The organism is Yoonia sp. R2-816 (genome assembly GCF_046762905.1).
Lineage (GTDB): Bacteria > Pseudomonadota > Alphaproteobacteria > Rhodobacterales > Rhodobacteraceae > Yoonia.
In genome coordinates, this window is record NZ_JBKQXN010000241.1 from 1 (window position 1) to 20,465 (window position 20,465).

Annotated in this window: 18 protein-coding genes and 1 pseudogene; 16 read left to right on the plus strand and 3 right to left on the minus strand. The window is 58.0% G+C overall.

From position 1 onward, the window contains the following. The 9 genes from ACFWW2_RS16290 to ACFWW2_RS16330 form a co-directional block, all read left to right on the plus strand. Window positions 1-182 (plus strand): hypothetical protein (locus ACFWW2_RS16290; RefSeq protein ID WP_393929635.1); only part of this gene is annotated, 182 nt, incomplete at its 5' end. A 427-nt stretch (window positions 183-609) separates the two neighbouring features. Further along, window positions 610-1,488 (plus strand): LysR family transcriptional regulator, encoded by an 879-nt coding sequence (locus tag ACFWW2_RS16295; RefSeq protein ID WP_393929637.1) that lies wholly within the window; start codon window positions 610-612, stop codon window positions 1,486-1,488. Window positions 1,489-1,578: 90 nt separating this feature from the next. Beyond that, window positions 1,579-2,403 carry a putative hydro-lyase gene (locus tag ACFWW2_RS16300; protein WP_393929639.1) on the plus strand — a complete coding sequence of 275 codons (825 nt, stop codon included), beginning with the start codon at window positions 1,579-1,581 and terminating at the stop codon, window positions 2,401-2,403. A 25-nt stretch (window positions 2,404-2,428) separates the two neighbouring features. Continuing rightward, window positions 2,429-3,460, plus strand: a complete 1,032-nt coding sequence (locus ACFWW2_RS16305; protein ID WP_393929642.1) for a TRAP transporter substrate-binding protein — start codon at window positions 2,429-2,431, stop codon at window positions 3,458-3,460. Between the two features lie 27 nt (window positions 3,461-3,487). Next, window positions 3,488-4,036 carry a TRAP transporter small permease subunit gene (locus tag ACFWW2_RS16310; protein ID WP_393929644.1) on the plus strand — a complete coding sequence of 183 codons (549 nt, stop codon included), beginning with the start codon at window positions 3,488-3,490 and terminating at the stop codon, window positions 4,034-4,036. Beyond that, complete coding sequence (locus tag ACFWW2_RS16315) at window positions 4,033-5,316, plus strand: TRAP transporter large permease (RefSeq protein ID WP_393929646.1); 1,284 nt, start codon at window positions 4,033-4,035, stop codon at window positions 5,314-5,316. Before ACFWW2_RS16310 ends, ACFWW2_RS16315 begins: the two co-directional genes overlap by 4 nt. 12 nt (window positions 5,317-5,328) lie before the next feature. Continuing rightward, window positions 5,329-6,111 (plus strand): LamB/YcsF family protein, encoded by a 783-nt coding sequence (locus ACFWW2_RS16320; protein WP_393929648.1) that lies wholly within the window; start codon window positions 5,329-5,331, stop codon window positions 6,109-6,111. Window position 6,112: 1 nt separating this feature from the next. Beyond that, window positions 6,113-6,808 carry a 5-oxoprolinase subunit B family protein gene (locus ACFWW2_RS16325; RefSeq protein ID WP_393929650.1) on the plus strand — a complete coding sequence of 232 codons (696 nt, stop codon included), beginning with the start codon at window positions 6,113-6,115 and terminating at the stop codon, window positions 6,806-6,808. Continuing rightward, the gene (locus ACFWW2_RS16330; protein ID WP_393929652.1) at window positions 6,801-7,802 is read left to right on the plus strand and encodes a biotin-dependent carboxyltransferase family protein; all 1,002 of its coding nucleotides are present in this window, start codon (window positions 6,801-6,803) and stop codon (window positions 7,800-7,802) included. The genes ACFWW2_RS16325 and ACFWW2_RS16330 overlap by 8 nt, the downstream gene beginning before the upstream one ends. A gap of 14 nt (window positions 7,803-7,816) precedes the next feature. On the opposite strand, the gene ACFWW2_RS16335 is transcribed toward ACFWW2_RS16330, so the two are convergent. From ACFWW2_RS16335 to ACFWW2_RS16345, 3 genes and pseudogenes are all read right to left on the minus strand, one after another. Beyond that, on the minus strand, window positions 7,817-8,476 hold the full coding sequence (locus tag ACFWW2_RS16335) for a DUF2848 domain-containing protein (protein ID WP_393929654.1): 660 nt from the start codon (window positions 8,474-8,476) through the stop codon (window positions 7,817-7,819). A gap of 232 nt (window positions 8,477-8,708) precedes the next feature. Next, window positions 8,709-9,263 (minus strand): annotated as a pseudogene (locus tag ACFWW2_RS16340) (IS5 family transposase); the annotation flags it as partial. A 34-nt stretch (window positions 9,264-9,297) separates the two neighbouring features. Beyond that, entirely contained in the window at window positions 9,298-10,158 is an 861-nt protein-coding gene (locus ACFWW2_RS16345; protein WP_393929656.1) for an AraC family transcriptional regulator, read from the minus strand. Between the two features lie 131 nt (window positions 10,159-10,289). On the opposite strand from ACFWW2_RS16345, the gene ACFWW2_RS16350 reads away from it, so the two are divergent. The 7 genes from ACFWW2_RS16350 (at window position 10,290) to ACFWW2_RS16380 (ending at window position 20,463) form a co-directional block, all read left to right on the plus strand. Then, window positions 10,290-11,117, plus strand: coding sequence for a phytanoyl-CoA dioxygenase family protein (locus ACFWW2_RS16350; RefSeq protein WP_393929658.1), 828 nt, complete (start codon window positions 10,290-10,292; stop codon window positions 11,115-11,117). Beyond that, on the plus strand, window positions 11,118-11,798 hold the full coding sequence (locus tag ACFWW2_RS16355; RefSeq protein WP_393929660.1) for an MBL fold metallo-hydrolase: 681 nt from the start codon (window positions 11,118-11,120) through the stop codon (window positions 11,796-11,798). Window positions 11,799-11,843: 45 nt separating this feature from the next. After that, window positions 11,844-13,571 (plus strand): ABC transporter substrate-binding protein, encoded by a 1,728-nt coding sequence (locus ACFWW2_RS16360; protein WP_393929662.1) that lies wholly within the window; start codon window positions 11,844-11,846, stop codon window positions 13,569-13,571. A 159-nt stretch (window positions 13,572-13,730) separates the two neighbouring features. Then, window positions 13,731-14,741, plus strand: coding sequence for an ABC transporter permease (locus ACFWW2_RS16365; RefSeq protein WP_393929664.1), 1,011 nt, complete (start codon window positions 13,731-13,733; stop codon window positions 14,739-14,741). A gap of 1 nt (window position 14,742) precedes the next feature. Next, complete coding sequence (locus tag ACFWW2_RS16370; protein WP_393929666.1) at window positions 14,743-15,675, plus strand: ABC transporter permease; 933 nt, start codon at window positions 14,743-14,745, stop codon at window positions 15,673-15,675. Then, entirely contained in the window at window positions 15,672-17,402 is a 1,731-nt protein-coding gene (locus ACFWW2_RS16375; RefSeq protein WP_393929668.1) for an ABC transporter ATP-binding protein, read from the plus strand. Before ACFWW2_RS16370 ends, ACFWW2_RS16375 begins: the two co-directional genes overlap by 4 nt. A gap of 4 nt (window positions 17,403-17,406) precedes the next feature. Continuing rightward, entirely contained in the window at window positions 17,407-20,463 is a 3,057-nt protein-coding gene (locus ACFWW2_RS16380; protein WP_393929670.1) for an alpha-mannosidase, read from the plus strand. Window positions 20,464-20,465 lie beyond the last annotated feature (2 nt).

The window sequence follows — 20,465 nt, forward strand, 5'->3', positions numbered from 1 at the left end:
ATGTACCCCAAGGATCTCAGCCGAAAGCCGCGACAGCACGCAAGGTGGACACAAAAAGTTACAACTCAACCGCTCTGGCGGATCAATCATTCTGCGCAAAAAAGCTTGACTGGGGCGACCCCGTTACCGAAGTCCTGACCCAAGGCGGAGGTCTTCGATTGACCTTGAAGGTATTGAAATAGAGCGCGTGCATCGTGGCTTCTTTGTTATTTGCAATGAGTATGGTCGCGGTTCTTTCGCCCATAACGTATCTGAAATTGCATTCAGTTCTTGGGTTTGGTCCAGTTGCGGTGCCGTTGGCAATTTCGCAAGCACATGAAGGGTTAATAGTGCAAGCTGCTAGCTATTGCCATGAAGCCGTTCTTCTGTCGTGGCACAGAAGCTTTGGGGGTGACTGCGGTCGCACGATCCTAGTGTCGTTGAGCATACACAATGCGGGACAAGCCAGTCACTAGCTACGCTAGACCAATGTCCGCCTTGACGTGAACTTCAGAAATAGCGTCCGGCAGGCCATCAAGAGCGGGTCTTGGAATTCAGACTTTGATGCTTCTGGCGCGGCAATTGTGTTTATGGATTTGCGCTCTCGCCGATCCAGATTATGGATGGATCATGACATTTGATCAAATTAAGACCTTCCTTTTGGTGGCGCGGCTTGGGGGTTTTCGCAAAGCGGCCGACCGGCTCAATCTTTCGCAACCGGCTGTTTCGACCCGTATCGCCAACTTGGAACAGGAGTTGCGCGTACCCTTGTTTGAGCGTGGGCCGGGAGAACTTGTCCTGACCAAACACGGCACGCTTTTGTTGTCTTATGCAGAGCAGATGTTGTTCGTCGAAGAAGAGATCAAGCAGCGCGTCGCAAATCCGTCTGAAGCGGAAGGTTTGTTTCGTATTGGTGCCTCCGAGACGATCGCGCAAGCGTGGTTGCCTGACTTTCTTATGGCATTCAGTGCGCAATATCCGCGTGTGAATGTTGATCTTACGGTCGATATCTCGCTGAACCTGCGCGCGGAACTGCTTGAACGAAAGCTTGATCTGGCGCTCTTGATGGGCCCCGTTTCGGAATTCACGGTCGAGAACGTCGTTCTGCCGTCTTTCGATCTGCATTGGTATCGATCAACGGAAAATCAGCAAACGGATCTAAGCAAGATACCGGTCATTTCCTATTCCAGCAAAACCCGACCCTACCGAGAGCTGATGTCAGAATTGTCGCGTAGGATCGGGCCGAAGCTGCGTGTCTACTCTTCTGCATCGTTGTCGGCGAGTCTTAAGATGATCGCTGCGGGAATCGCGGTTGGCCCCTATCCCCGCGCTTTGGCCAACGATTTCCTGGAGGCCGGTCAAATTGTGGAGTTTGATCCGGGCTTTCGACCGCAACCTCTGTCGTTCACGGCATCTTACTTGTCCGAACCGCGTAGTTTTCTTGTTGAGAACAGTGCGGATATTGCCCGCGAGGTGGCCGAGACATGGACAAAGACGCATCCGATGTGAATTCAAAAAATCTATCACTCTTGATATAAATTGATAATTTGATTGAAGACTGACCTCCGTGCAACGCTTCTCCGAAGTTTGGGGGGCCAGATGACGCCAACAGCAATTTATCATTCCGATCTGGTCGGCATGCCTGCGGCGGCGGTCAGAGCAGCCATTCGGAATGCATCTTATGCTGGTCACACTGCGGGTCTGGCAGCCGGAAAGCTGCAGTGCAATCTGGCGATCCTGCCAGAAGAATGCGCGCTGGATTTCCTGCGCTTTTGTCAGCGCAATCCCAAGCCCTGTCCTATTGTCGGTGTCGGCGACAGCGGCGATCCGACCTTGCCTACGCTGGGACATGACATCGACATCCGGACAGATGTTCCCAAATATCGGATCTTTCGCAATGGTGGCCTTAGCGAAGAGGTCACTGACATCACCAATGTCTGGACCGACGATCTTGTGACGGTGGCACTTGGCTGTTCTTTCACATTCGAGAATGCGCTTTTGCACAACGGCATTCCGGTCCGCCATGTGGAATCGGGGCTGAACGTGCCCATGTTCCGGACCAACATCGATCTTGTGCCTGCAGGGCGATTTGGGGGTAAGATGGTCGTGACCATGCGCCCGATCCCCTCAGCACAGGTCGAACGGGCCCGCGAGATTAGCCGCCGCTTTCCCCAAGCGCACGGCGCGCCGATTGCCGCAGGGGATCCTGCCGACATCGGCATCTTGGACCTTGCGCATCCGGACTGGGGCGATCCGGTCGAGATCAAATCCGGTGAAGTGCCTGTCTATTGGGCCTGTGGCGTAACGCCCCAGAACGTTCTGCTGGATGCGGGGCTGCCGATTTGCATCACCCATTCACCCGGCCACATGCTGATCAGTGATGTGGCGGAAGACGCCGAAACAACAATTCTTACAAAGACCTGAAACGACCAACAAGGAGACCAAAACCATGAAACGCACACTTGCCATCCTCGCCGCAAGCACAGCGCTTGCCGCTCCGGCCATCGCGGAAAATCTGTCCGTCGTGGGCAGCTGGTCCAGCTTGCCGCTGCACAACCAATATGAAGCCCCTTTTTGGAGCAAGACCCTGCCAGAGGCCTCGGGTGGCGACATCACCGTTGAATTGACCACCCACAACCAGATGAGCCTCGGGCTGGGTGACATCTATCCCCTGCTGGGACAGGGTGTTTACGATGTGGCGATGACCGTGGCGGATTACGCGGTCGCAGATGCGCCCGAGCTTGAAGGGTTGGATGTGCCGCTGGTGGCGCTGTCTGCGGACGAAGCCCGCGCAATGGTCGACGCGGCGCGCCCGATGGTTGCAGACATCTATCGCGATCGCTTCAATTCCCACGTTTTGGCCATCGCACCCTATCCGCCCCAAGTCGTCTTTTGTAACCATGAGATCACGAACCTTGCCGACCTTGAGGGTCTCAAAGTCCGAGCCTCTGGCCGCATGACGGCAAAACTGCTTGAGGCCTTGGGCGCAGAAGGGGTCAATGTCTCTTTCGCTGAAGTGCCGGGCGCATTGCAAAATGGTGTCGTCGATTGTGCCGTGACGGGAGCCGGTTCGGGCTACAGCGCGGGCTGGTGGGAAGTGTCCACACATTTGCTGCCCATTCCGCTTGGCGGCTGGGATTCCGTTGTCACAGCGATCAATCTGGACAAATGGAACGGGTTGAATGCGGAGACGCAGGCGCTGATCACCAGCGAGATCAAGAGCGGCTTTGAAGACCCCGCTTGGGCAAGTGCTCAGGACGCACTGGTCAATGACATCGCCTGTCTGACCGGCAACGGCGACTGCCCATCTGGCGACGCACGTTCAATGATGCTGGTCGAGGTCAGTGACGCAGATTTCGACCGTGCCCGTGACATCCTGACCACCGAAGTGCTTCCTGAATGGGCAGAGCGCGCAGGTGGTGACTGGTCTGCTCGCTGGAACGAAAGCGTCGGCAAGGTTGTCGGCGTCACAATCAACTAAGAAGCTAGTTCGGGGAACGTACCGACCATGGAACGCAAGATGATAGATAGCCTGAGGGCAATCAACAGAGGGGTGGCGCTGGTCGTTGGTTTTGGCCTTCTGTCCTGTGCAGCCTTTGTGCTGACCGATATCATCATGCGCCAGGTCGGTACGTCCCTTGGCGGCACCGAAGAGATCGCGGGCTATGCCATGGCGCTCGCCACCTCTTGGGGCATGTCATACACCTTACTGGAACTGGGTCACGTCCGAATTGATCTGCTGAGATCCAAATTTCAAAGCTTTTGGCGGGCGCTGTTCGATGTCTTTTCCATGATCGTGATGTCGGGGGTCGTCATTACAATCGCAATCAAGGCATGGCCGGTACTCGAACGTTCCCTGACCAACGGGTCGCGCGCCAATACACCGCTTGAAACACCACTGGCCTGGGTGCAATTGCCGTGGTTTGCGGGCTGGGTCTGGTTCGCCTTGATGTCGACCCTCACAACGCTTGCGGCGCTCAGCCTTCTGTTGAAGCGGCGTCATGAAGAGACCGAAGCCATTGTTGGCGCCTTCGCCGAGCAGGAGACGCTGCAGTGATCGGATATGTCTCAATCGGGCTTCTTGGACTGCTGGCCCTGTCCATCCCCGTCGGCATCGTTCTGTTCCTTCTGGGCTTTGGGATTGATGCGTTCTTTTCCAGTTTTCCGCTGACCCGCGGGCTTGGGAATATGGTCTGGTCGTCATCGAATTCGGCAACGCTGATCGCAATCCCGTTTTTTGTCCTGCTGGGTGAAATTCTGGTGCGCAGCGGCGTGGCCACACGCACCTATGCAGCCCTTGACCGTTGGGTGTCATGGTTGCCCGGCGGGTTGGTTCATGCCAATATCGCGACGGCCACAATGTTTTCCGCAACCTCCGGCTCATCAGTGGCGACAGCGGCGACGGTCGCCACCGTCGCCATGCCGCAGGCGGAAAAGCTGGGCTATGATCCCAAACTGTTCTCGGGTGCGATTGCAGCAGGCGGGACCCTGGGCATCATGATCCCCCCCTCGATCAATCTGATCGTTTATGGCTTCCTGACCCAATCCTCGATCCCACAGTTGTTTTTGGCGGGTTTGGTCCCCGGCATCGTATTGGCGATTGCCTTCATGGTGGTCACAGCCGTCATCTGTGTCATTCGCCCCGAACTAGGGGGAGTGCGCCGGACATTTCCCTTCGCACAGATGTTGCGGGCCCTGATCGATTTGATCCCGATCCTGATCTTGTTCGGTCTGATCGTTGGGTCGATCTACCGAGGTTGGGCTACACCAACAGAGGCCGCAGCGGTTGGTGTCGCTGGTGCCTTCGTCATCGCCCTTGCCTTTGGTGGCGTGACTTGGGACATGTTGACTCAAAGCCTGACGGGTACGGTCAAAATCACTTCAATGATCATGCTGATCGTGATCGGGGCATCGTTTCTAAACTTCACACTGGCCTCAGCGGGGCTGGGGCGCGAATTGACGACCTTCATGGAAGGTCTAGGCCTGTCGCCGTTGGGCTTTATCCTCGTGGTCGTGGTGCTTTATATCGTGCTGGGCTTCTTTATTGAAACCCTGTCGCTGATGGTTGTCACGATCCCCATCATTGTGCCGATGGTTCTGGTACAGGGCTACGACGTGATCTGGTTTGGCATCTTGATGATCGTATTGATTGAAATGGCTCTGATCACCCCGCCTGTCGGTTTGAACCTTTATGTCGTGCAAGGGGCCCGCAAGTCGGGGACCCTGAACGAAGTCATGCTGGGCGCGCTGCCCTATTGTCTGACAATGTTGGCCATGGCGTTCCTGCTAATCGCCTTCCCCAGCATCGCGCTCTTTCTGCCAAACGCACTGCAGTAGGTGTCAAATCAAATGCTCATCGATCTGAACTCTGATCTTAGTGAAGGATTCGGACCCTGGTCCATGGGGGACGATGCCGGGATGTTGTCCATCGTCAGCTCTGCCAACGTCGCTTGTGGCGGCCATGCGAGCGATCCCGAAACTATGGTCCAAATACTTAGTCTGGCGACAGGGAATGGCGTCAACGTGGGGGCGCATCCCGGATATGTGGGGGGGCATCCCGGATATAATGATCGCGAAGGCTTTGGGCGGCGCGTGATACCCATGTCGCCCGCAGAGATCGGACGCATGTGTGCCGCCCAGATTGGTGCGCTCAAGGGTATTGCCGCGCAGGTCGGTGTGCCCATCACCTACGTCAAGCCGCACGGGGCGCTTGGCAACCTTGCCGCCCGTGACGCAGAGGTCGCGGCGGCCATCGTCAAAGCAGCGCAGATGATCGATCCCGAACTAGCGATCCTTGCGATTTCTGGCACGCATACAGAACAGGCTGCCCGCGCGGCGAATGCTCCGGTCTATTCCGAGATTTTCGCCGACCGCGGGTACCTGTCATCCGGTCAACTTGTCCCGCATGGTCAGGATGGCGCGATGATCCAAGATGCCGCTGAAGCGGTGGCGCGACTTTTGTCCTTTCTTGAAACCAGCCTGATGCCTGTGATCGACGGACCACCGATCAAGCTGGCCGCGCAATCGATTTGTGTGCACGGGGACTCCCCTGGGTCGGTCGACATGGCGCGCGAGGTACTCCAGCAACTGACGGCGCACGGTATCCAGATCACCGGGTTCATAGAGACCTGAGATGCCAATAGACGCCGCGTTTACTGCCATCGCCGACCACGCCTTGCTGGTCAATTTCGCGCAGGAGATTTCTGACACCGCACACGCCTATGTCGTCGCATTGGACAAGGCAATCTGTGCTGACACGCCGCCCGGCGTGATCGAGGCCGTGCCTGCCTTAGTAAACCTTCTAGTTTCTTTCGATCCAACACAAACGGACCATGTCACCGTAGAAGGACACGTCCGTGACTGCCTCGATAGGTTGGAAGTTACCAAGGTGGCAGGCGTTCAACGCAGCGTGCAAGTCTGTTATGAGGCTCCCTTTGCGCCCGATTTGGACGCGGTCGCGTCAGCAACCGGCCTGACGACCGACGCGGTGATCAACGCCCATCTCGCCAGCAACTTTAAGGTTCTGATGTACGGGTTCGCCCCCGGCTATGCTTATCTGTCAGGAGTGCGGGAGCAGATACAGGTGCCGCGCAAATCAAAGCCCGTGCGCGATGTGCCTGCAGGTAGCGTCATCATCGCGGGCCCACAATGCCTGGTCACAACCCTTACCATGCCGACAGGCTGGTCGATCATCGGCCGCTCCCCCACATCTGTGTTCACCGGTGACCCTGAACACCCATTTCTATTCGACGTCGGAGATCGCCTCGCGTTCGAACGGATCGACACCGCGACATTCGAATGTCTGTGTAAAGACGGCGATCATGGGTGAGGCTGACTTCAACGTTTCATTTGCTGGCCCCCTCGTCACATTTCAGGACGCAGGCCGGCCCGGCAACATGCGCTACGGTGTGGCAGCGTCTGGTCCGATGGACCGTCTGGCCTTTGACGCCGCCCACGCGGCCCTTGGCAATGCGGCAGGTTTGACAGCAATCGAAATCTCGCTTGGCGGTCTGATCCTGCAATGCACGACCGGCGCCGTCACCGTTGCGATCACCGGCGGGGATTTTGTCGTTAAGCGTGGTGGACAGAAAACCGCATCCTGGACGGTCCTGACCATCCGCAAGGGCGAACAGTTGTCGATCAGCGCCGGAACGACCGGAAGCTGGGCCTATCTGGCCTTTTCCGGGAGGTTGGACGCATCGGAATGGCTGGGCAGTCGTGCCACGCATTCGACCTCTGGGTTTGGTGGTGGGGTCTTGCAGGCAGGGCAGACGATCAAGGTTTTGGATGCCGCCATCTGCGATGATCGACTGGGAGACATGCCACGGCCCGGCATTATGCCCGACGGGGCCATACGCGTTGTCTCCGGGCCACAGGATCAGCATTTCGCCGACGGTTCTTTCGCGCGTTTTGTCTCGGAGACATTCAAGGTTACAGGGGCCTATGACCGGATGGGTATGCGGTTGAGCGGTCCACCACTGGACCTTGACGCTGCCCTCTCTATCCCGTCTGAACCCATCGTGCGCGGATCGGTTCAAGTGTCGGGGGATGGTGTTCCTACGGTGCTCCTTGCGGATCATCAGACGACGGGTGGCTATCCGAAGATTGCCACTGTCATCTCCTGTGATACCGATAGGTTGGTCCAATTCCGCGCGGGCGAGGCCGTGCGATTTACGTCCATCTCAAGCCCACAGGCCATTGAAGTGGTCCGAGCCTTCCAAAGCCAAAAGGTTGAATACCTGAAAGACATCTCTGTTCCGCGCGGGTCACTCGAGCAACGCCTGATGCGCGAGAACCTGATCCACGGATGCGTCTATGAATAGCTTACATGGCAGGATTAAGATATGATTGGCAGCGTCCTTACATCGTAAGACAATGTGATGGCCTTTCCGTTCGTCGGGTCAGACAACTCCATCCGGTATTTCTTGGCTGGGCGCACGCCGCCAATGGCCGCCAATGTGCCGCACAACATCACCGTCCCGTCCGCCATATCGGCCCCAATGCAAAGTTCCGTCAGTGGGCGAATTCCGGCTAGAGTTCCGTCCTGATAAAGAACTTCGCGGCCGTTCTCCTCGATCCAGCATTTCAAGGTGATCTCATCAAGGTGATCTTTGACCTCCTCAAAGTCCCAGAGCGGAGTTGCGACAGGTTTGGCACAGGCCTGTTTGGAAGCCGCAACGGAGTGTCGTTCCAGATCTCGGTCGGTATGATCTGACGCCAGGCCAAAATATAACCTGCCCCCTACCTGAATCAGCAACGGCTCAATTTCCCCCGATGTGCCGTCCCCCAACACCTCGATGGTTTCGGATTGAGTCAACAACGCATTTGAGACCCGGTAGTAAAGAGGAACCTGACTTGGTGGGGCAATGCCCAAAGCTGCCAGTTCGTCGATATGATGTCGAACCGCCTCAAAGTTTCGACCCGTCCAACCGGCCACGACAACCGATTTGATCGTCACAGAGATGCGCGTGTTACCAAGGCTGAATGCAACGTCCATGCTTTGGTGCCCCTCCCTCTCAAAAACGCCGACCAAGTCGCCAAGGGTGGCTTTTCCAGACTGAAAACGCACTCTAGTCAAACTGCTTCCATGCAGGTTTTCCTAATATGTCTTGAACTGTGTAAGTTCTGCGCGATCATCTTTTTGTAGGCGAATTTGCTGGTCCTGCAAGTCGATTGTTGGCAATCGCGTTCCGTTTGAAGCGATCAACAAGGCTTAGGTTCAGGACTCGTAGCCAATAGATGACGGTTGAGGCGAGTGCGATGGCGGAGAGGAAGACCTTTGGGCACCTGTCGTATCGTGTCGCCACCCGTCGCCAGTCCTTGACCCTGCCAAACCTGATCTCAATCCGATTGCGGCGTTTGTGGCGGCGCTTGTCGTATTTCACGGGTACCTTGCGCTGCTTACGAACTAGGATGGAGACGCGTACCCCTTTGTCTTTCAACGTTTATCTGAACCGGTCGGCGTCATATCCTTGATCCCCGAGCAGCCAGTCGACATTTGGCAGGCTACTCAGAAGCGCCCTCGTCCCGATGTAGTCGCTGACCTGCCCGGCGGTGACAAACAAGTCGAGTGGTCGGCATTCGCCATTATCGCTCAGACCAATGGCGCGACAAGGCTCATCTATCGCAGATGGCGTGCAGCTTGGTGTTCATGCCCCCCGTTGGTGCGCTTGATCAGGCGCCCACGCCCCCTTTTTTGACGCCCATGCTGGTCGCTGTTCTATGGGCCTTCAGATAATTCCGTCGATCATCACGGTCTTCTCTTCGCTGTGCTCGGCGGGCAGAGGCAAGTCTGAGAAGCTACCCGGCGCAAAGCGGTCAATTAAGGGGGCCTTGCTCGAACGGGTCTTGCTGATTTGTGAGGCGGTACGCCTTCGGGGTTGCGCCCATCTGTTTTCGAAAGAGGCGGTAGAAGTAACTTACGTTTTCGAAGCCGCAACTTTCGATGACGTCGTCGACGGCCAGTTCGGAGCTGCGCAACAGGTGGGCTGCGTGCTCGATCCGAATGCGGTTGACGTATTCCGAGGGCGTATAGCCCGTGATGCTTTTGCAGGTCCGGCAGACGTGTTCGTGAGATCGGCCCGCGGCGGCAACAAAGCCTGCCCCGCCTTTGCGGAACAGATCCGGCGAGAGGGCCGCACTGCAAGCCTTGGCGAACCAACGGGGCGTGGTGCCCGTTACACCGCTGGATGCGTGGGCCACCCGGTTGACCAGCACCAAAAGGAATTCCTCTATTCGTGCCAGTGAGCGGTCCGCTGTCTGCAGTTGCTCGGCCACGGCCACGGCCCTCGCGAAGCGGGTGGGCCCGAGCGTATGCAGATCGGGCAGCGGGTCCCTTCCATCGAAGAACCGACCGGCGATCGTATCGGCGTAGCGCGTCGCCAGATGCCTCGCGGTTTCTGTCCGGAACATCACATTGATGATCTGACAGCCGCGTTTGCGATCTGCGCGAAAGGCATGAATGTCGCCCGGCCGGATGAAGACGAGCTGTCCGGCTTCTAGGGTCTGGTTCGTGCCGTTTATCCAGTGCTGGGTTCGGCCGGTCTCGATCAGGAAGACCTCAAAATAATCATGGTCGTGGGCGGTGTCCGGAAATCGTTTCGCCAGTTGCTTGCGGGCGAAATGGAAGCTTTCAGCCGCGGTTATATAGTTTTCGATCAGGAAGGTTGTCTTGTACATGCAGCAATATTCGTCAATAAAATGGAGATCGTTCGGATATGTTAATCAACATAGTACAATAAATAGTCAAATTGCGCCACTGACCTTACGTCCACATTGCGCATGCTAGTGAGCACGGAGGACCTTTTCAGATGTTGGATGCGGATCTTGATCTGAGCTTTGCACCTGTGCGCAACGTTCGCCCAAAGCGGCTGACCACGGCGCAGATCGCACAGTACAATGAACAGGGGTTCGAGCAGCCGCTTGATGCCTTCACAGATCGCGAGATCGCCAACATTCGCCGGGTCGTTGACCGCTACATGGCTGACCTTGGCCCCGATGGTGCCTATGGTGTGAATTGCTATCAGGCCCGATTGTCACGCCTTTGGGACATCGCGACTGACCCGCGCATTCTGGATCATGTCGAGGATCTGATTGGTCCGAATATCCTGTGCTGGGCTACGGCTGTTCTGTCGAAGGCCCCGCGCGATCCGCGGGCCGTTCCTTGGCATCAGGATGCGTCGTTTTGGGCATTGAGCCCAGCGCGGACGGTGACTGTATGGCTTGCCATTGATGATGCGGACGAGGGCAATTCCGCCATGCGGTTCATCCCCGGCACGCACAACAAGGGCGCTTTGCCCGTGGCCAAGACAGAAGGCAGCGGGTACGTGTTTCACAAGGGCACGGCGGATGCTGGCGCGTTGGGCCCGCCCTTCACCAACAGTCTGAGGGCCGGCCAGATGTCGATGCATGCGGACATGCTGGTTCACGGATCCTCGGCCAATGCCAGCGATCGCCGCCGCTGCGGCCTGACACTGCGGTATTGCCCGCCGGAGGTCCAGATCACCGATGAGACGTGGGCTCGCGGGGTGGAGGCGATCCTGTGCCGCGGCGAGGCCGGAAGCTGGCGCACTCATCCGCGCCCTGACAATGATGATATTACTAAGACGGCGTCGCCGCATGTCGTCGGGAATAACTGAATGGAAATCACCTGGTATGGGCATGCAGCCTTTGGGCTTGATCCCGAAACTGGGCCGCGGATCATTACCGACCCTTACACGCCCGAAGGTGTGGGATATGCCCCGATCAAGGATAGTGCAGATTTGGTTCTGATTTCTTCCGATGACGACGATGCCCATTGCCGGGCCGATCTGATCCGAGGTGAACCGGAGGTCGTAAACGCATTGGCCGTGGCGCAGGACGGGGGCCGCACGACCGCCTGCGGGATCAAGATCACCGCGATCAAGGCGGCAGAATGGGACCACCACCCCGAACACGAAGTCCCGGGGCAAAACGGCATGTATCGGTTCACACTCGACGGGATCAGATGCGCCCATATGGGGGATGTCGGCAATTCGTTGACCGACGCACAGCAGTCGTTTTTCGAAGACACGGACGTTCTGTTTGCACTGGCGGGCGGATACCTGACGCTGGAGTTGCCTGACCTGATGGAAATGATCCATCGGACTCGGCCAAGGTTGGTCATACCGATGCATTTCCGCACGCTGACCTATCGACCGCGTAATACCATGTGGATCGAAAGTTTTCTAAGTCATTTCAAAGATGAAGACGTGGATTTCGCTTTTGGCGCGACTCACGAGCTGAAGAAGGAGGATTTGCCGGACCGCACGCGCGTTCTGGTCATGGACTACGTCCGCTAACGCGGGCGCCGAACGGGCGGAAAGCCCACAATTGGGAGGTACAAAATGAAATTCACCAGGAAACTCTTGGCGTCTTCGGCGCTTGCGGTTGTTGCGTCGGTCTCATGGGCGCAGGATGTATCGCGCGAAAATACGGTTATCTTCGACCTCGATCGTACGATCCAGGATCCCGAAAACTTTAACTGGATGACCCCCGGCACCAAGCGGATGCACGGCGCGCACCAAACTATGTGGGAGCCGCTTTTCATTCTGAACTACGGCACCGGCGATCTTGATCCGTGGTTAGCCACTGGTTTTGAACAGAACGACGACAGCACGGAATTCACGATTACCCTGCGCGAAGGCGTGGAATGGTCCGATGGTGAGGCGTTCAACGCCGATGATGTGATCTTTACCGTCAATCTGGCGATGACCAACGAGGAGATTTCCAGCCGTGAGGCCGCGACAATCCGGGCACAGGTTGCAAGCGTCGAGAAGGTCGATGACCTGACCCTGCGTTTCACACTGCAAAATCCCAACCCCCGCTTTATCGTCGAAAACTTCGGTGTGCGGATCTTCGGATCGTTCCTGATCATGCCGGAACACATCTGGAACGGCGAAGACGCGGCCACCTTCGCGTTCAATCCGCCCATCGGGACCGGGCCATATACATTTACCTCTGCCGCATCGAACCGCGCGATCTGGGATCGCAACGAAGACTGGTGGGGAGCCAAGACCGGGTTCATGGACCTGCCCGCGCCCCAGCGTGTGATCTTCCTTGAAAGCGGGGGCGAAGAAAGCCGCGCGCAACTGATGGCATCGAACCAGTTGGATGCCGCACAGAACGTCTCCATCGGCACGTTCGAGGCGATCGCCGCACAAAACCCCAATGTCATCGCGTGGTATGCCGATTATCCCTATTCTGCGGCAGATCCCTGTGCGCGTCAGTTGGAAATCAATACCACGGTCGCGCCATGGGATGATGCCAACATGCGCAAGGCGGTCGCTCATATCATCGACCGCAACCAGATCGTGAATGTGGCCTACGAAGGCACGACAACCGCCTCTGAGACGATGTTTGCGAACTACGGCTCCATGGCGCCTTTCATCGATGCTGTGGTCGAGGCAGGCTATGGTCTGCCAGCGTCCGCTGATGTGGCCGCTGGACAAGCCCTGATCGAAGCAGCGGGCTGGACCCGTGACGGTGATTACTACACCAAGGACGGCGAAACGCTTTCTGTAGATATTCACGTCAATTCCGCCTCCACCGAATATACGCGCACGATCGACGTGGTGGTAGAACAGCTTCAGCGCGCAGGCATCGATGCCAGGGCGGTACCGGTCGAAAACGGCGTGTTCTGGGGCGAGGTTCTGCCGTTCGGTACCTACGAGATGTCTTATAGCTGGTTGTCGTGCGGATCGGTTAACGAACCTTGGGCGTCCATGGGCCGTTATACGGTCAAGGACGCGGTGCCGGTCGGTGAACGCAGCCCGGGTTTCAACAACACCGCCCGCTGGGACGGTGGCCGTGCAGAGGCCTATTCGGCCGTGGTTAATGAAATCGCGACGCGGGCACTGGGCGATCCGGAGGTGCCGGCGCTGGTGGCCGAAGCCTATGGCCATCTGGACGCCGGCACGCCGTTCATCCCGTTGGTTCAAGCGGCGAAACTGCTGCCGATGAACGAAACCTATTGGACAGGCTGGCCCACGGCTGAAAACTACTATAACCACCCGTTCTTCTGGTGGAACCATACCCACCAGATCATCCACAATCTGGAGTCAGCTGGAAACTAACCTCCCGAAGGGGGCTGGCGTGGCACCTGCTGCGCCTGCCCTCTTGACTGTTCAAGTATTGAAAGGGCGGTATGGAGAGGGGGCACGCGCCGTGCGCGATTGCCGTCCGCGCACAATCAGCGCCCTCCCTTCATCGCCTTTGGCAAGAAGGAACTGACCATGGGACGCATCCCGCGCGACTATCTGATCAACCGGTTGGTGACGCTTGTGCTGACCATTCTCATCGCAGCGACGATCATCTGGATAATTCCGCGTCTTTCGCCGGTCGATCCGGCCGAGATCGCGCTGGGTCGCATGGCCGCGGGCGCCGGGTCGGTCGCGAATTCCGAAGAAATCCTTGCCCAGTTGCGGGCCAATATGGGCATCGATCAGCCGCTGATCGTCCAGTATTTCAAGTTCATCACTGGGGCGCTGACCTTCGATTTTGGCCTGTCCACAGCGGCCTTTCCGACGCCTGTTTCGACTTTGATCCTGAATGCTCTGCCGTGGACGCTTGGGCTGATGATCCTATCATTGCTTATCACCTTTTTCATCGGCAACCTTTTGGGGGCATTGATGGTGTGGGACCGCTCACCAAAGCTGGTGAAGGTGGCGATCCCGGCGGCGATGGTCTTTACGTCGATCCCGCCCATTTTGTCGGGGCTGCTGTTGATGTGGATCTTCGCGGCCAAGCTACAGTGGTTCCCGCTCACCGGGGCCTATTCGATTTTCGTCGAACCGGGGTGGACGTGGGAGTTCGCCAAATCCGTACTACACCACGGCTTCCTCCCTGCCCTCTCGATTGTCGTGGTGACGTTTGGGTTCTGGGCTCTAGGCATGCGGGGGTTGATGATCGGTGTGCAGGGCGAAGACTATGTCAAACTGGCCGAGGCCAAGGGGCTGCGCCCGCGCTACATCCTTTATCGCTACATGATCCGCAACGCGATCCTACCGCAGATCACGGCCTTCGCGCTCAAGATCGGGCTGTTGATCGCGGGGCAAGTGCTGGTGGAGCGCATCTTTGCCTACAACGGTATGGGCAAGCTCTTGTATGACGCGATCCTCAATCAGGATTTCCCTGTGATCCAGGGTGTGTCTTTCGTCATTATCCTGATCACCGCGCTTTCAGTGTTCCTTGTCGATCTGCTCTACCCGTTCATCGATCCCCGTATCCGGCATGAGGTGGCGTGATATGACCTCGCAAGACAACATGCCGATGACACGTGCCGAAAAGCGGCAGGCGCGCCGTATTCGACGGTTCGACAATCCGTGGATGAATCCCAAGCTGATCTGGGGTGTGGCAATCCTGCTGGGGATCGTTGCTATCGGTATCATCGGGCGATTTGTCTGGAACCTCGATCTGGTCTTTACGGGGTCCGCCCCCCTGAAACTGCCGCCTCTCGGGGCTGAGAACCTGCGCGGGCAGCCGGGAGTCATGGAGTACCCATTGGGGACAGACGGTGGTGGACGCGATATGCTGGCGCTCATCATTGTTGGTGCGCCGAACACCTTGTTCGTGGGGCTTCTGGCGTCCCTCATAGGGATGTCAATCGGGATATTTCTTGGTTTTTCGGCGGGCTTTATCGGGGGGCGGATCGACGACGTGATCCGAGTAGGGGCCGATGTGATGATCACCATTCCGCCGCTGTTAATCCTGGTCGTCTTTCAGTCCGCATTCGGCGATGTGACGTTGACAATGATGGCCCTGCTGATCGCCGGGTTTGTCTGGCAATCGCCGACGCGCCTGATCCGGGCGCAGGTGCTGTCGATGAAGCAATCGGGCTACGTGCAAATGGCGCAGCTGTCGGGCGCATCGACCACCCACATCATGTTCCGCGAGATGTTGCCCAATCTCGTGCCTTATCTCTTCGGGTCGTTCATCGCGTCTGTAACCACGTCAATCGTCACCGCCGTGGGCCTTGAGGTGTTGGGCCTTGGTCCACAGCGCATCCCCACATTGGGCCGCACGATCTATGAGGCGATCAATGCCGGTGCGCTGATCCAGAACCTGTGGTGGTGGTGGGGCATTCCCACGTTGCTTTTGGGGGTCATGTTCATCGGATTGTTGCTGATCAATCTGGGGCTTGATGAGGTGTCGAACCCGCGTCTGAGGAAGCTGTCATGACGGACAAACCTGTTCTGACCCTAAAGGACCTGTCCATTGAATTTCCGACACCCAAAGGCGTGGTGCAGGCCGTCAAGTCGTTGAGCCTCGACATCCACAAGGGGCGGCGCGTTGGGTTCATCGGCGAAAGCGGGTCCGGCAAGACAACGACCGCGCTGGCTGTTATGCAGATGCTGGCAGAACCAGGGCGCGTTTCTGGCGGGACGATCCAGCTGGGCGACATGGACATTCTTTCGCTGGGCGAAGAGCAGATGCGCCGCACCCGGCTGAGCCGCGTGGCCTATATTCCGCAAGGCGCGATGAATTCGCTCAACCCGATCATGCGTGTGGAGCCGCAGATGTGGGATGCGATCATCGCTCACGAAGGCCACACCAATCGCGCAGAATTGCAAAGGCGCTCCGATGAGGCGCTGGAAAGCGTTGGCCTGCCTGCGCGAGTGGGCAAGCTTTACCCGCACGAATTGTCAGGCGGGATGAAGCAGCGGGTCTGTATCGCGATAGGCATCATTCTGAACCCTGATCTGATGATCGCCGACGAACCGACCTCGGCGCTTGATGTGGTGACACAGCGGCAGGTGATCCAGACGTTGAAGAACATCCAGAGCAGGATCGGGTCTGGCCTGTTGATGATCGGTCACGACATGGGGCTAATGGCCCAGACGGTGGATGAGCTTGCAGTGCTGAAAGACGGGGAACTGGTCGAACACGGCACCGTCAAACAGATACTTGAAGCGCCGAAACACCCTTACACAAAAGACCTAATTTCGTCGGTGCCGCTGGTGGGCGGAGAGAGCTTTCTCAACCCCGATAAACGGGCGGCGGCACCAAAGAGAGGTAGCGGTGAGCCGCTTTTGCGGTTCGACCGCGTGCGAAAGGATTATGGCGCGGTGACCGCCCTGCACCCGCTGTCTTTCACCCTTCAGGGCGACACGCCGCAGATCATCTCAATCGTCGGGCAGTCGGGATCAGGCAAATCGACGATGGGTTCCATTATGCTCGGCTTCAACCCGCCCAGTCAGGGCCGCGTCCTATACGAAGGACAGGACATCGCCGGCATGGGGGCGACGCAATCCCTTGAATTCCGCAAGAACGTACAGGCAGTCTTTCAGGACCCCTATGCCTGTTTCAATCCCTTCTACCGCGTCGATCACGCCCTGCGGTTTCCGTTCAAGCGGTTCGGGTTGGCAAAATCAGAGGCTCACACCCGGCAGGCGATGGAAGAGGCCTGTGCGGCAGTCGGGCTTGATCCCGATCTGGTGCTGTCGCGCTATCCCCATCAGCTGTCCGGCGGCCAACGCCAGCGTTTGATCGTGGCGCGTGCACTGATGCTGTCGCCGAAACTGCTGATCGCGGATGAGCCTGTTTCGATGGTGGATGCGTCGCTGAGGGCAACCATCCTGTCCAACATCTACGACCTAAAGGACAAATACGGCATTTCCATCCTTTACATCACGCACGACCTTGCGACGGCTTATCATGTCAGCGATTTCGTCATGGTGCTCTACAAGGGGCAGGTCGTCGAAGCGGGACCGCCCAAAGAGGTCATCGGCGTGCCGCAGCATCCCTACACTCGCCTTCTGATTTCATCGATCCCCTGGCCCGATCTGAAACGGTCCTGGGGCGACGGGCGCGATGATTGGGACCCGTCTCGCCTTGAGGCAGAAGCCCAGCGTGCCGGCAGCGAATTCCGCGGAGAGGTTCCCGGTTTCGATCTGGTCCGGGCCTGAACCGATGGCGGGGCGCTGGCCTTTTACCGCTGAAAAGATCGCGTCGCGGCTGGCGCTGATCGCGCCGCATATATTCCGCCGAACGCTGGTCCTGCCGCCGTTTCGGATTTTGCCGCTTTCGGCCGCGATGGTTGATGCGCCCATCTGTGCCGACCCGTCTGGATGGGATGAGATCCCGCATCGGTCCTACTGGGGCAGCGCCGATCTCAATTTCGTCATGAAGTCGCGCTTTATGGTGCCGGAGAATTGGGGATCGCACGACCTTGCGTTGCACCTGCCGCTTGGCTTGATGGGCGATATCTTCAACCACCCAGAGGCCCTGCTTCACGTGGATTCCAAGCCCATCGGCTCGGCGGACCGATATCATCACACGATACCGCTTGATCCTGCGGTGGCCGACGGACAGACGCATGTTGTTTCATTGCATGGTTGGACAGGGCTTGCAGGTTGGCCGCCAGATCCCGACAGCAGAAGCAAACTCTTCATGGGAGAGCCGATGCTAGTCGCGATTGACCCCGTGTTGCGCGCCTTTCATGCCAAAGCCTCGGCCGTTTTGGATGCCGCGCGGATGCTTGCCCCTGACAACAACAAACATGAGGGATTGATCCACGCGCTGGATCAGGCGTTCAAGGCTCTGGACACGCGCGCGCCGCTGGGGGATCGGCTGCGCGAAACGGTCGAGGAGGCACAACGGGTGCTGGACGAAGGCGTTCCGCAGGCGGGTGAGGCCCGGGGCGAGACTCTGCACGGGATCGGTCATGCGCACATGGATATCGCCTACCTGTGGCCCGTCGATCAGATCCGGCTGAAGAACGCCCGAACCTATTCGAATGTCTTACGCCTGATGGATCAGGATCCAGATTTCAAATTCTCTCATTCCCAGCCGCAACTCTATGCAATGGTCGAAAAGGACTATCCCGACATCTTCACCAGGATGAAGGCCCGGATCGCGGAAGGTCGTTGGGAGGTCATGGGTGGCATGTGGGTGGAGCCGGACCTGAACATTCCGGGGCCTGAATCGCTGGTGCGGCAGCTTATGCTGGGGCGGGCCTACTTCAAGGATCGGTTTGGCGATGTGGAGACGCCGGTGCTTTGGCTGCCCGATACCTTCGGATTCCCCGCGCAAATCCCGCAGCTGATGCGGCACGCGGGGCTGAAATACTTCGTCACGAACAAGCTGAACTGGAACCAGAAGAACAAGGTACCATGGTCCACCCATCATTGGGAGGCGCTGGACGGCAGCCGTGTTCTGGCGCATATCCTGACCACACCGCGCGAGGTGCAATACCTGCCGTTCCCGACGAACTACAAAAGCGACCTGAGCGCGGGGGAGGTGCTTGGCACAGTTACTGACGAAACCGTTCCGGAGAGTATAAACGATCTGCCGATCTGCTATGGATACGGGGATGGTGGCGGCGGGCCTACGGACGACCTGCTTTACAAGGCACATGCCTTCGCCGAGATGCCAGGCATGCCCCGTCTGCGGATGTCGACGGTGCGCGAGGCATTTGCCGCAATCGAGAAGACCTCCGAAAGTCTCGCGGTCTGGACGGGCGAGCATTATATGGAAGGCCATCGTGGTGTGCTGACGTCACAAGGCTGGATCAAGCGCGCGAATAGGCTGGCTGAACGCGCGCTTCATGAGGCCGAGGCACTCGCCGCGATGGCGGGCCTCGCGCCGGACCTGACCGAAGCATGGCAACTCCTTTGCCTGCAACAATTCCATGACATTGTGACAGGAACGTCAGTGCCGGTCGTTTTCGAGGACTCGCGCAGGGATTTTGCTTGCATCAGACAGATCGTCGAGGCCGTGGCGATAGAGGCCGCGGCGGCCCTTGAAGGTCCCACGCCGATGGTGGCCAATACCGCCCCAACATCAGGTCCGCGCGTGATTGCCGTTGAGGCCGAGGTTGGAGGCCAAGTTACGGAAACGGGCCAGCTTCTCTACTTCGCGGACCTTCCGGCCTATGCGACCGTACCCGTGGCCGATGCGTCGACGCCGGAGACACCGGTCAGCATCTCGGTTCTGGAGGACGGTGCTACACTTGAAAACGCTTACCTTCGCGTGAGCGTCGGGAATGGCGGTACATTGGCAGAGGTCTTCGATAAGGAATTGGGGAAGAACGTCCTGAAACGCGGCCAGTCCGGCAACGTCCTGCAAGCCTTCGAGGATCGTCCGATCTGCTGGGATGCGTGGGACATCGACCCGTCGTTCGAAGACCGAATGGAGATCGTCAGCGGGGAAAGCACTTGCGAGATCGTCGAGACTGGTCCGCTCCGCGCGGCGCTGCGTGTGACGACAGGATGGCGGAACAGCACGCTGACGCAAACCATCAGGCTGACCGCCCAGTCGCGCCGCGTCGATTTCTTCACCGAAGTCGACTGGCACGAGCAACATACATTGCTGAAGGCCGCCTTCCCAACGTTCATTTCGGCTCCCCACGCCGAATTCGACATCCAGTGGGGCAGCGTCCGGCGTTCGACCAAGCGGGAGTCGTCGTTCGACGCGGCCCGCTTCGAGGTGCCGGCACAGAAATGGGCACGGCTTTGTGACGGTGAATACTCGGTCGCCGTATTGAACGACTGCAAATACGGCTACGACGTCAAGGACGATACGATCCGGATCACCTTGATCAAGTCATCGACCTCTCCTGATCCGCAAGCCGACCAAGGCAGGCATCTGTTCACCTATAGTCTCCTTCCGAAACCTGCCGCTGATCGAGATATGTTGGATCACGAAGCCTACGCGCTCAATACCCCGGTTCGTTACCTTTCACCCCGCGGTGCCGCCACTGCCATGCAGTTCGCGGTATCCAATCCGTCCAACGTCATCATCGAAACGATCAAGCCCGCCGAAGACGGGACGGGAGCCGTCTTGCGCCTGTACGAAGCCTACGGCACTGCGACGAAAACGATGATTACGGTAGGGCGCAGAATTGCCAAGGTGGAACGAGTGTCATTCGATGAAACACTTGTGGGGCTTGCGAATTTCGAAGGTCGCGAGGTCTCACTGACTTTGCGCGCTCATGAGATCGTGACCCTGAAACTTCATTTCGAATGACG

Coding starts and splice junctions, on each gene's coding strand:
- ACFWW2_RS16295 (WP_393929637.1), top strand. CDS start 610: ATGACATTTGATCAAATTAAGACCTTCCTTTTGGTGGCGCGGCTTGGG.
- ACFWW2_RS16300 (WP_393929639.1), top strand. CDS start 1,579: ATGACGCCAACAGCAATTTATCATTCCGATCTGGTCGGCATGCCTGCG.
- ACFWW2_RS16305 (WP_393929642.1), top strand. CDS start 2,429: ATGAAACGCACACTTGCCATCCTCGCCGCAAGCACAGCGCTTGCCGCT.
- ACFWW2_RS16310 (WP_393929644.1), top strand. CDS start 3,488: ATGGAACGCAAGATGATAGATAGCCTGAGGGCAATCAACAGAGGGGTG.
- ACFWW2_RS16320 (WP_393929648.1), top strand. CDS start 5,329: ATGCTCATCGATCTGAACTCTGATCTTAGTGAAGGATTCGGACCCTGG.
- ACFWW2_RS16325 (WP_393929650.1), top strand. CDS start 6,113: ATGCCAATAGACGCCGCGTTTACTGCCATCGCCGACCACGCCTTGCTG.
- ACFWW2_RS16330 (WP_393929652.1), top strand. CDS start 6,801: ATGGGTGAGGCTGACTTCAACGTTTCATTTGCTGGCCCCCTCGTCACA.
- ACFWW2_RS16335 (WP_393929654.1), bottom strand. CDS start 8,476: ATGGACGTTGCATTCAGCCTTGGTAACACGCGCATCTCTGTGACGATC.
- ACFWW2_RS16345 (WP_393929656.1), bottom strand. CDS start 10,158: ATGTACAAGACAACCTTCCTGATCGAAAACTATATAACCGCGGCTGAA.
- ACFWW2_RS16350 (WP_393929658.1), top strand. CDS start 10,290: ATGTTGGATGCGGATCTTGATCTGAGCTTTGCACCTGTGCGCAACGTT.
- ACFWW2_RS16355 (WP_393929660.1), top strand. CDS start 11,118: ATGGAAATCACCTGGTATGGGCATGCAGCCTTTGGGCTTGATCCCGAA.
- ACFWW2_RS16360 (WP_393929662.1), top strand. CDS start 11,844: ATGAAATTCACCAGGAAACTCTTGGCGTCTTCGGCGCTTGCGGTTGTT.
- ACFWW2_RS16365 (WP_393929664.1), top strand. CDS start 13,731: ATGGGACGCATCCCGCGCGACTATCTGATCAACCGGTTGGTGACGCTT.
- ACFWW2_RS16370 (WP_393929666.1), top strand. CDS start 14,743: ATGACCTCGCAAGACAACATGCCGATGACACGTGCCGAAAAGCGGCAG.
- ACFWW2_RS16375 (WP_393929668.1), top strand. CDS start 15,672: ATGACGGACAAACCTGTTCTGACCCTAAAGGACCTGTCCATTGAATTT.
- ACFWW2_RS16380 (WP_393929670.1), top strand. CDS start 17,407: ATGGCGGGGCGCTGGCCTTTTACCGCTGAAAAGATCGCGTCGCGGCTG.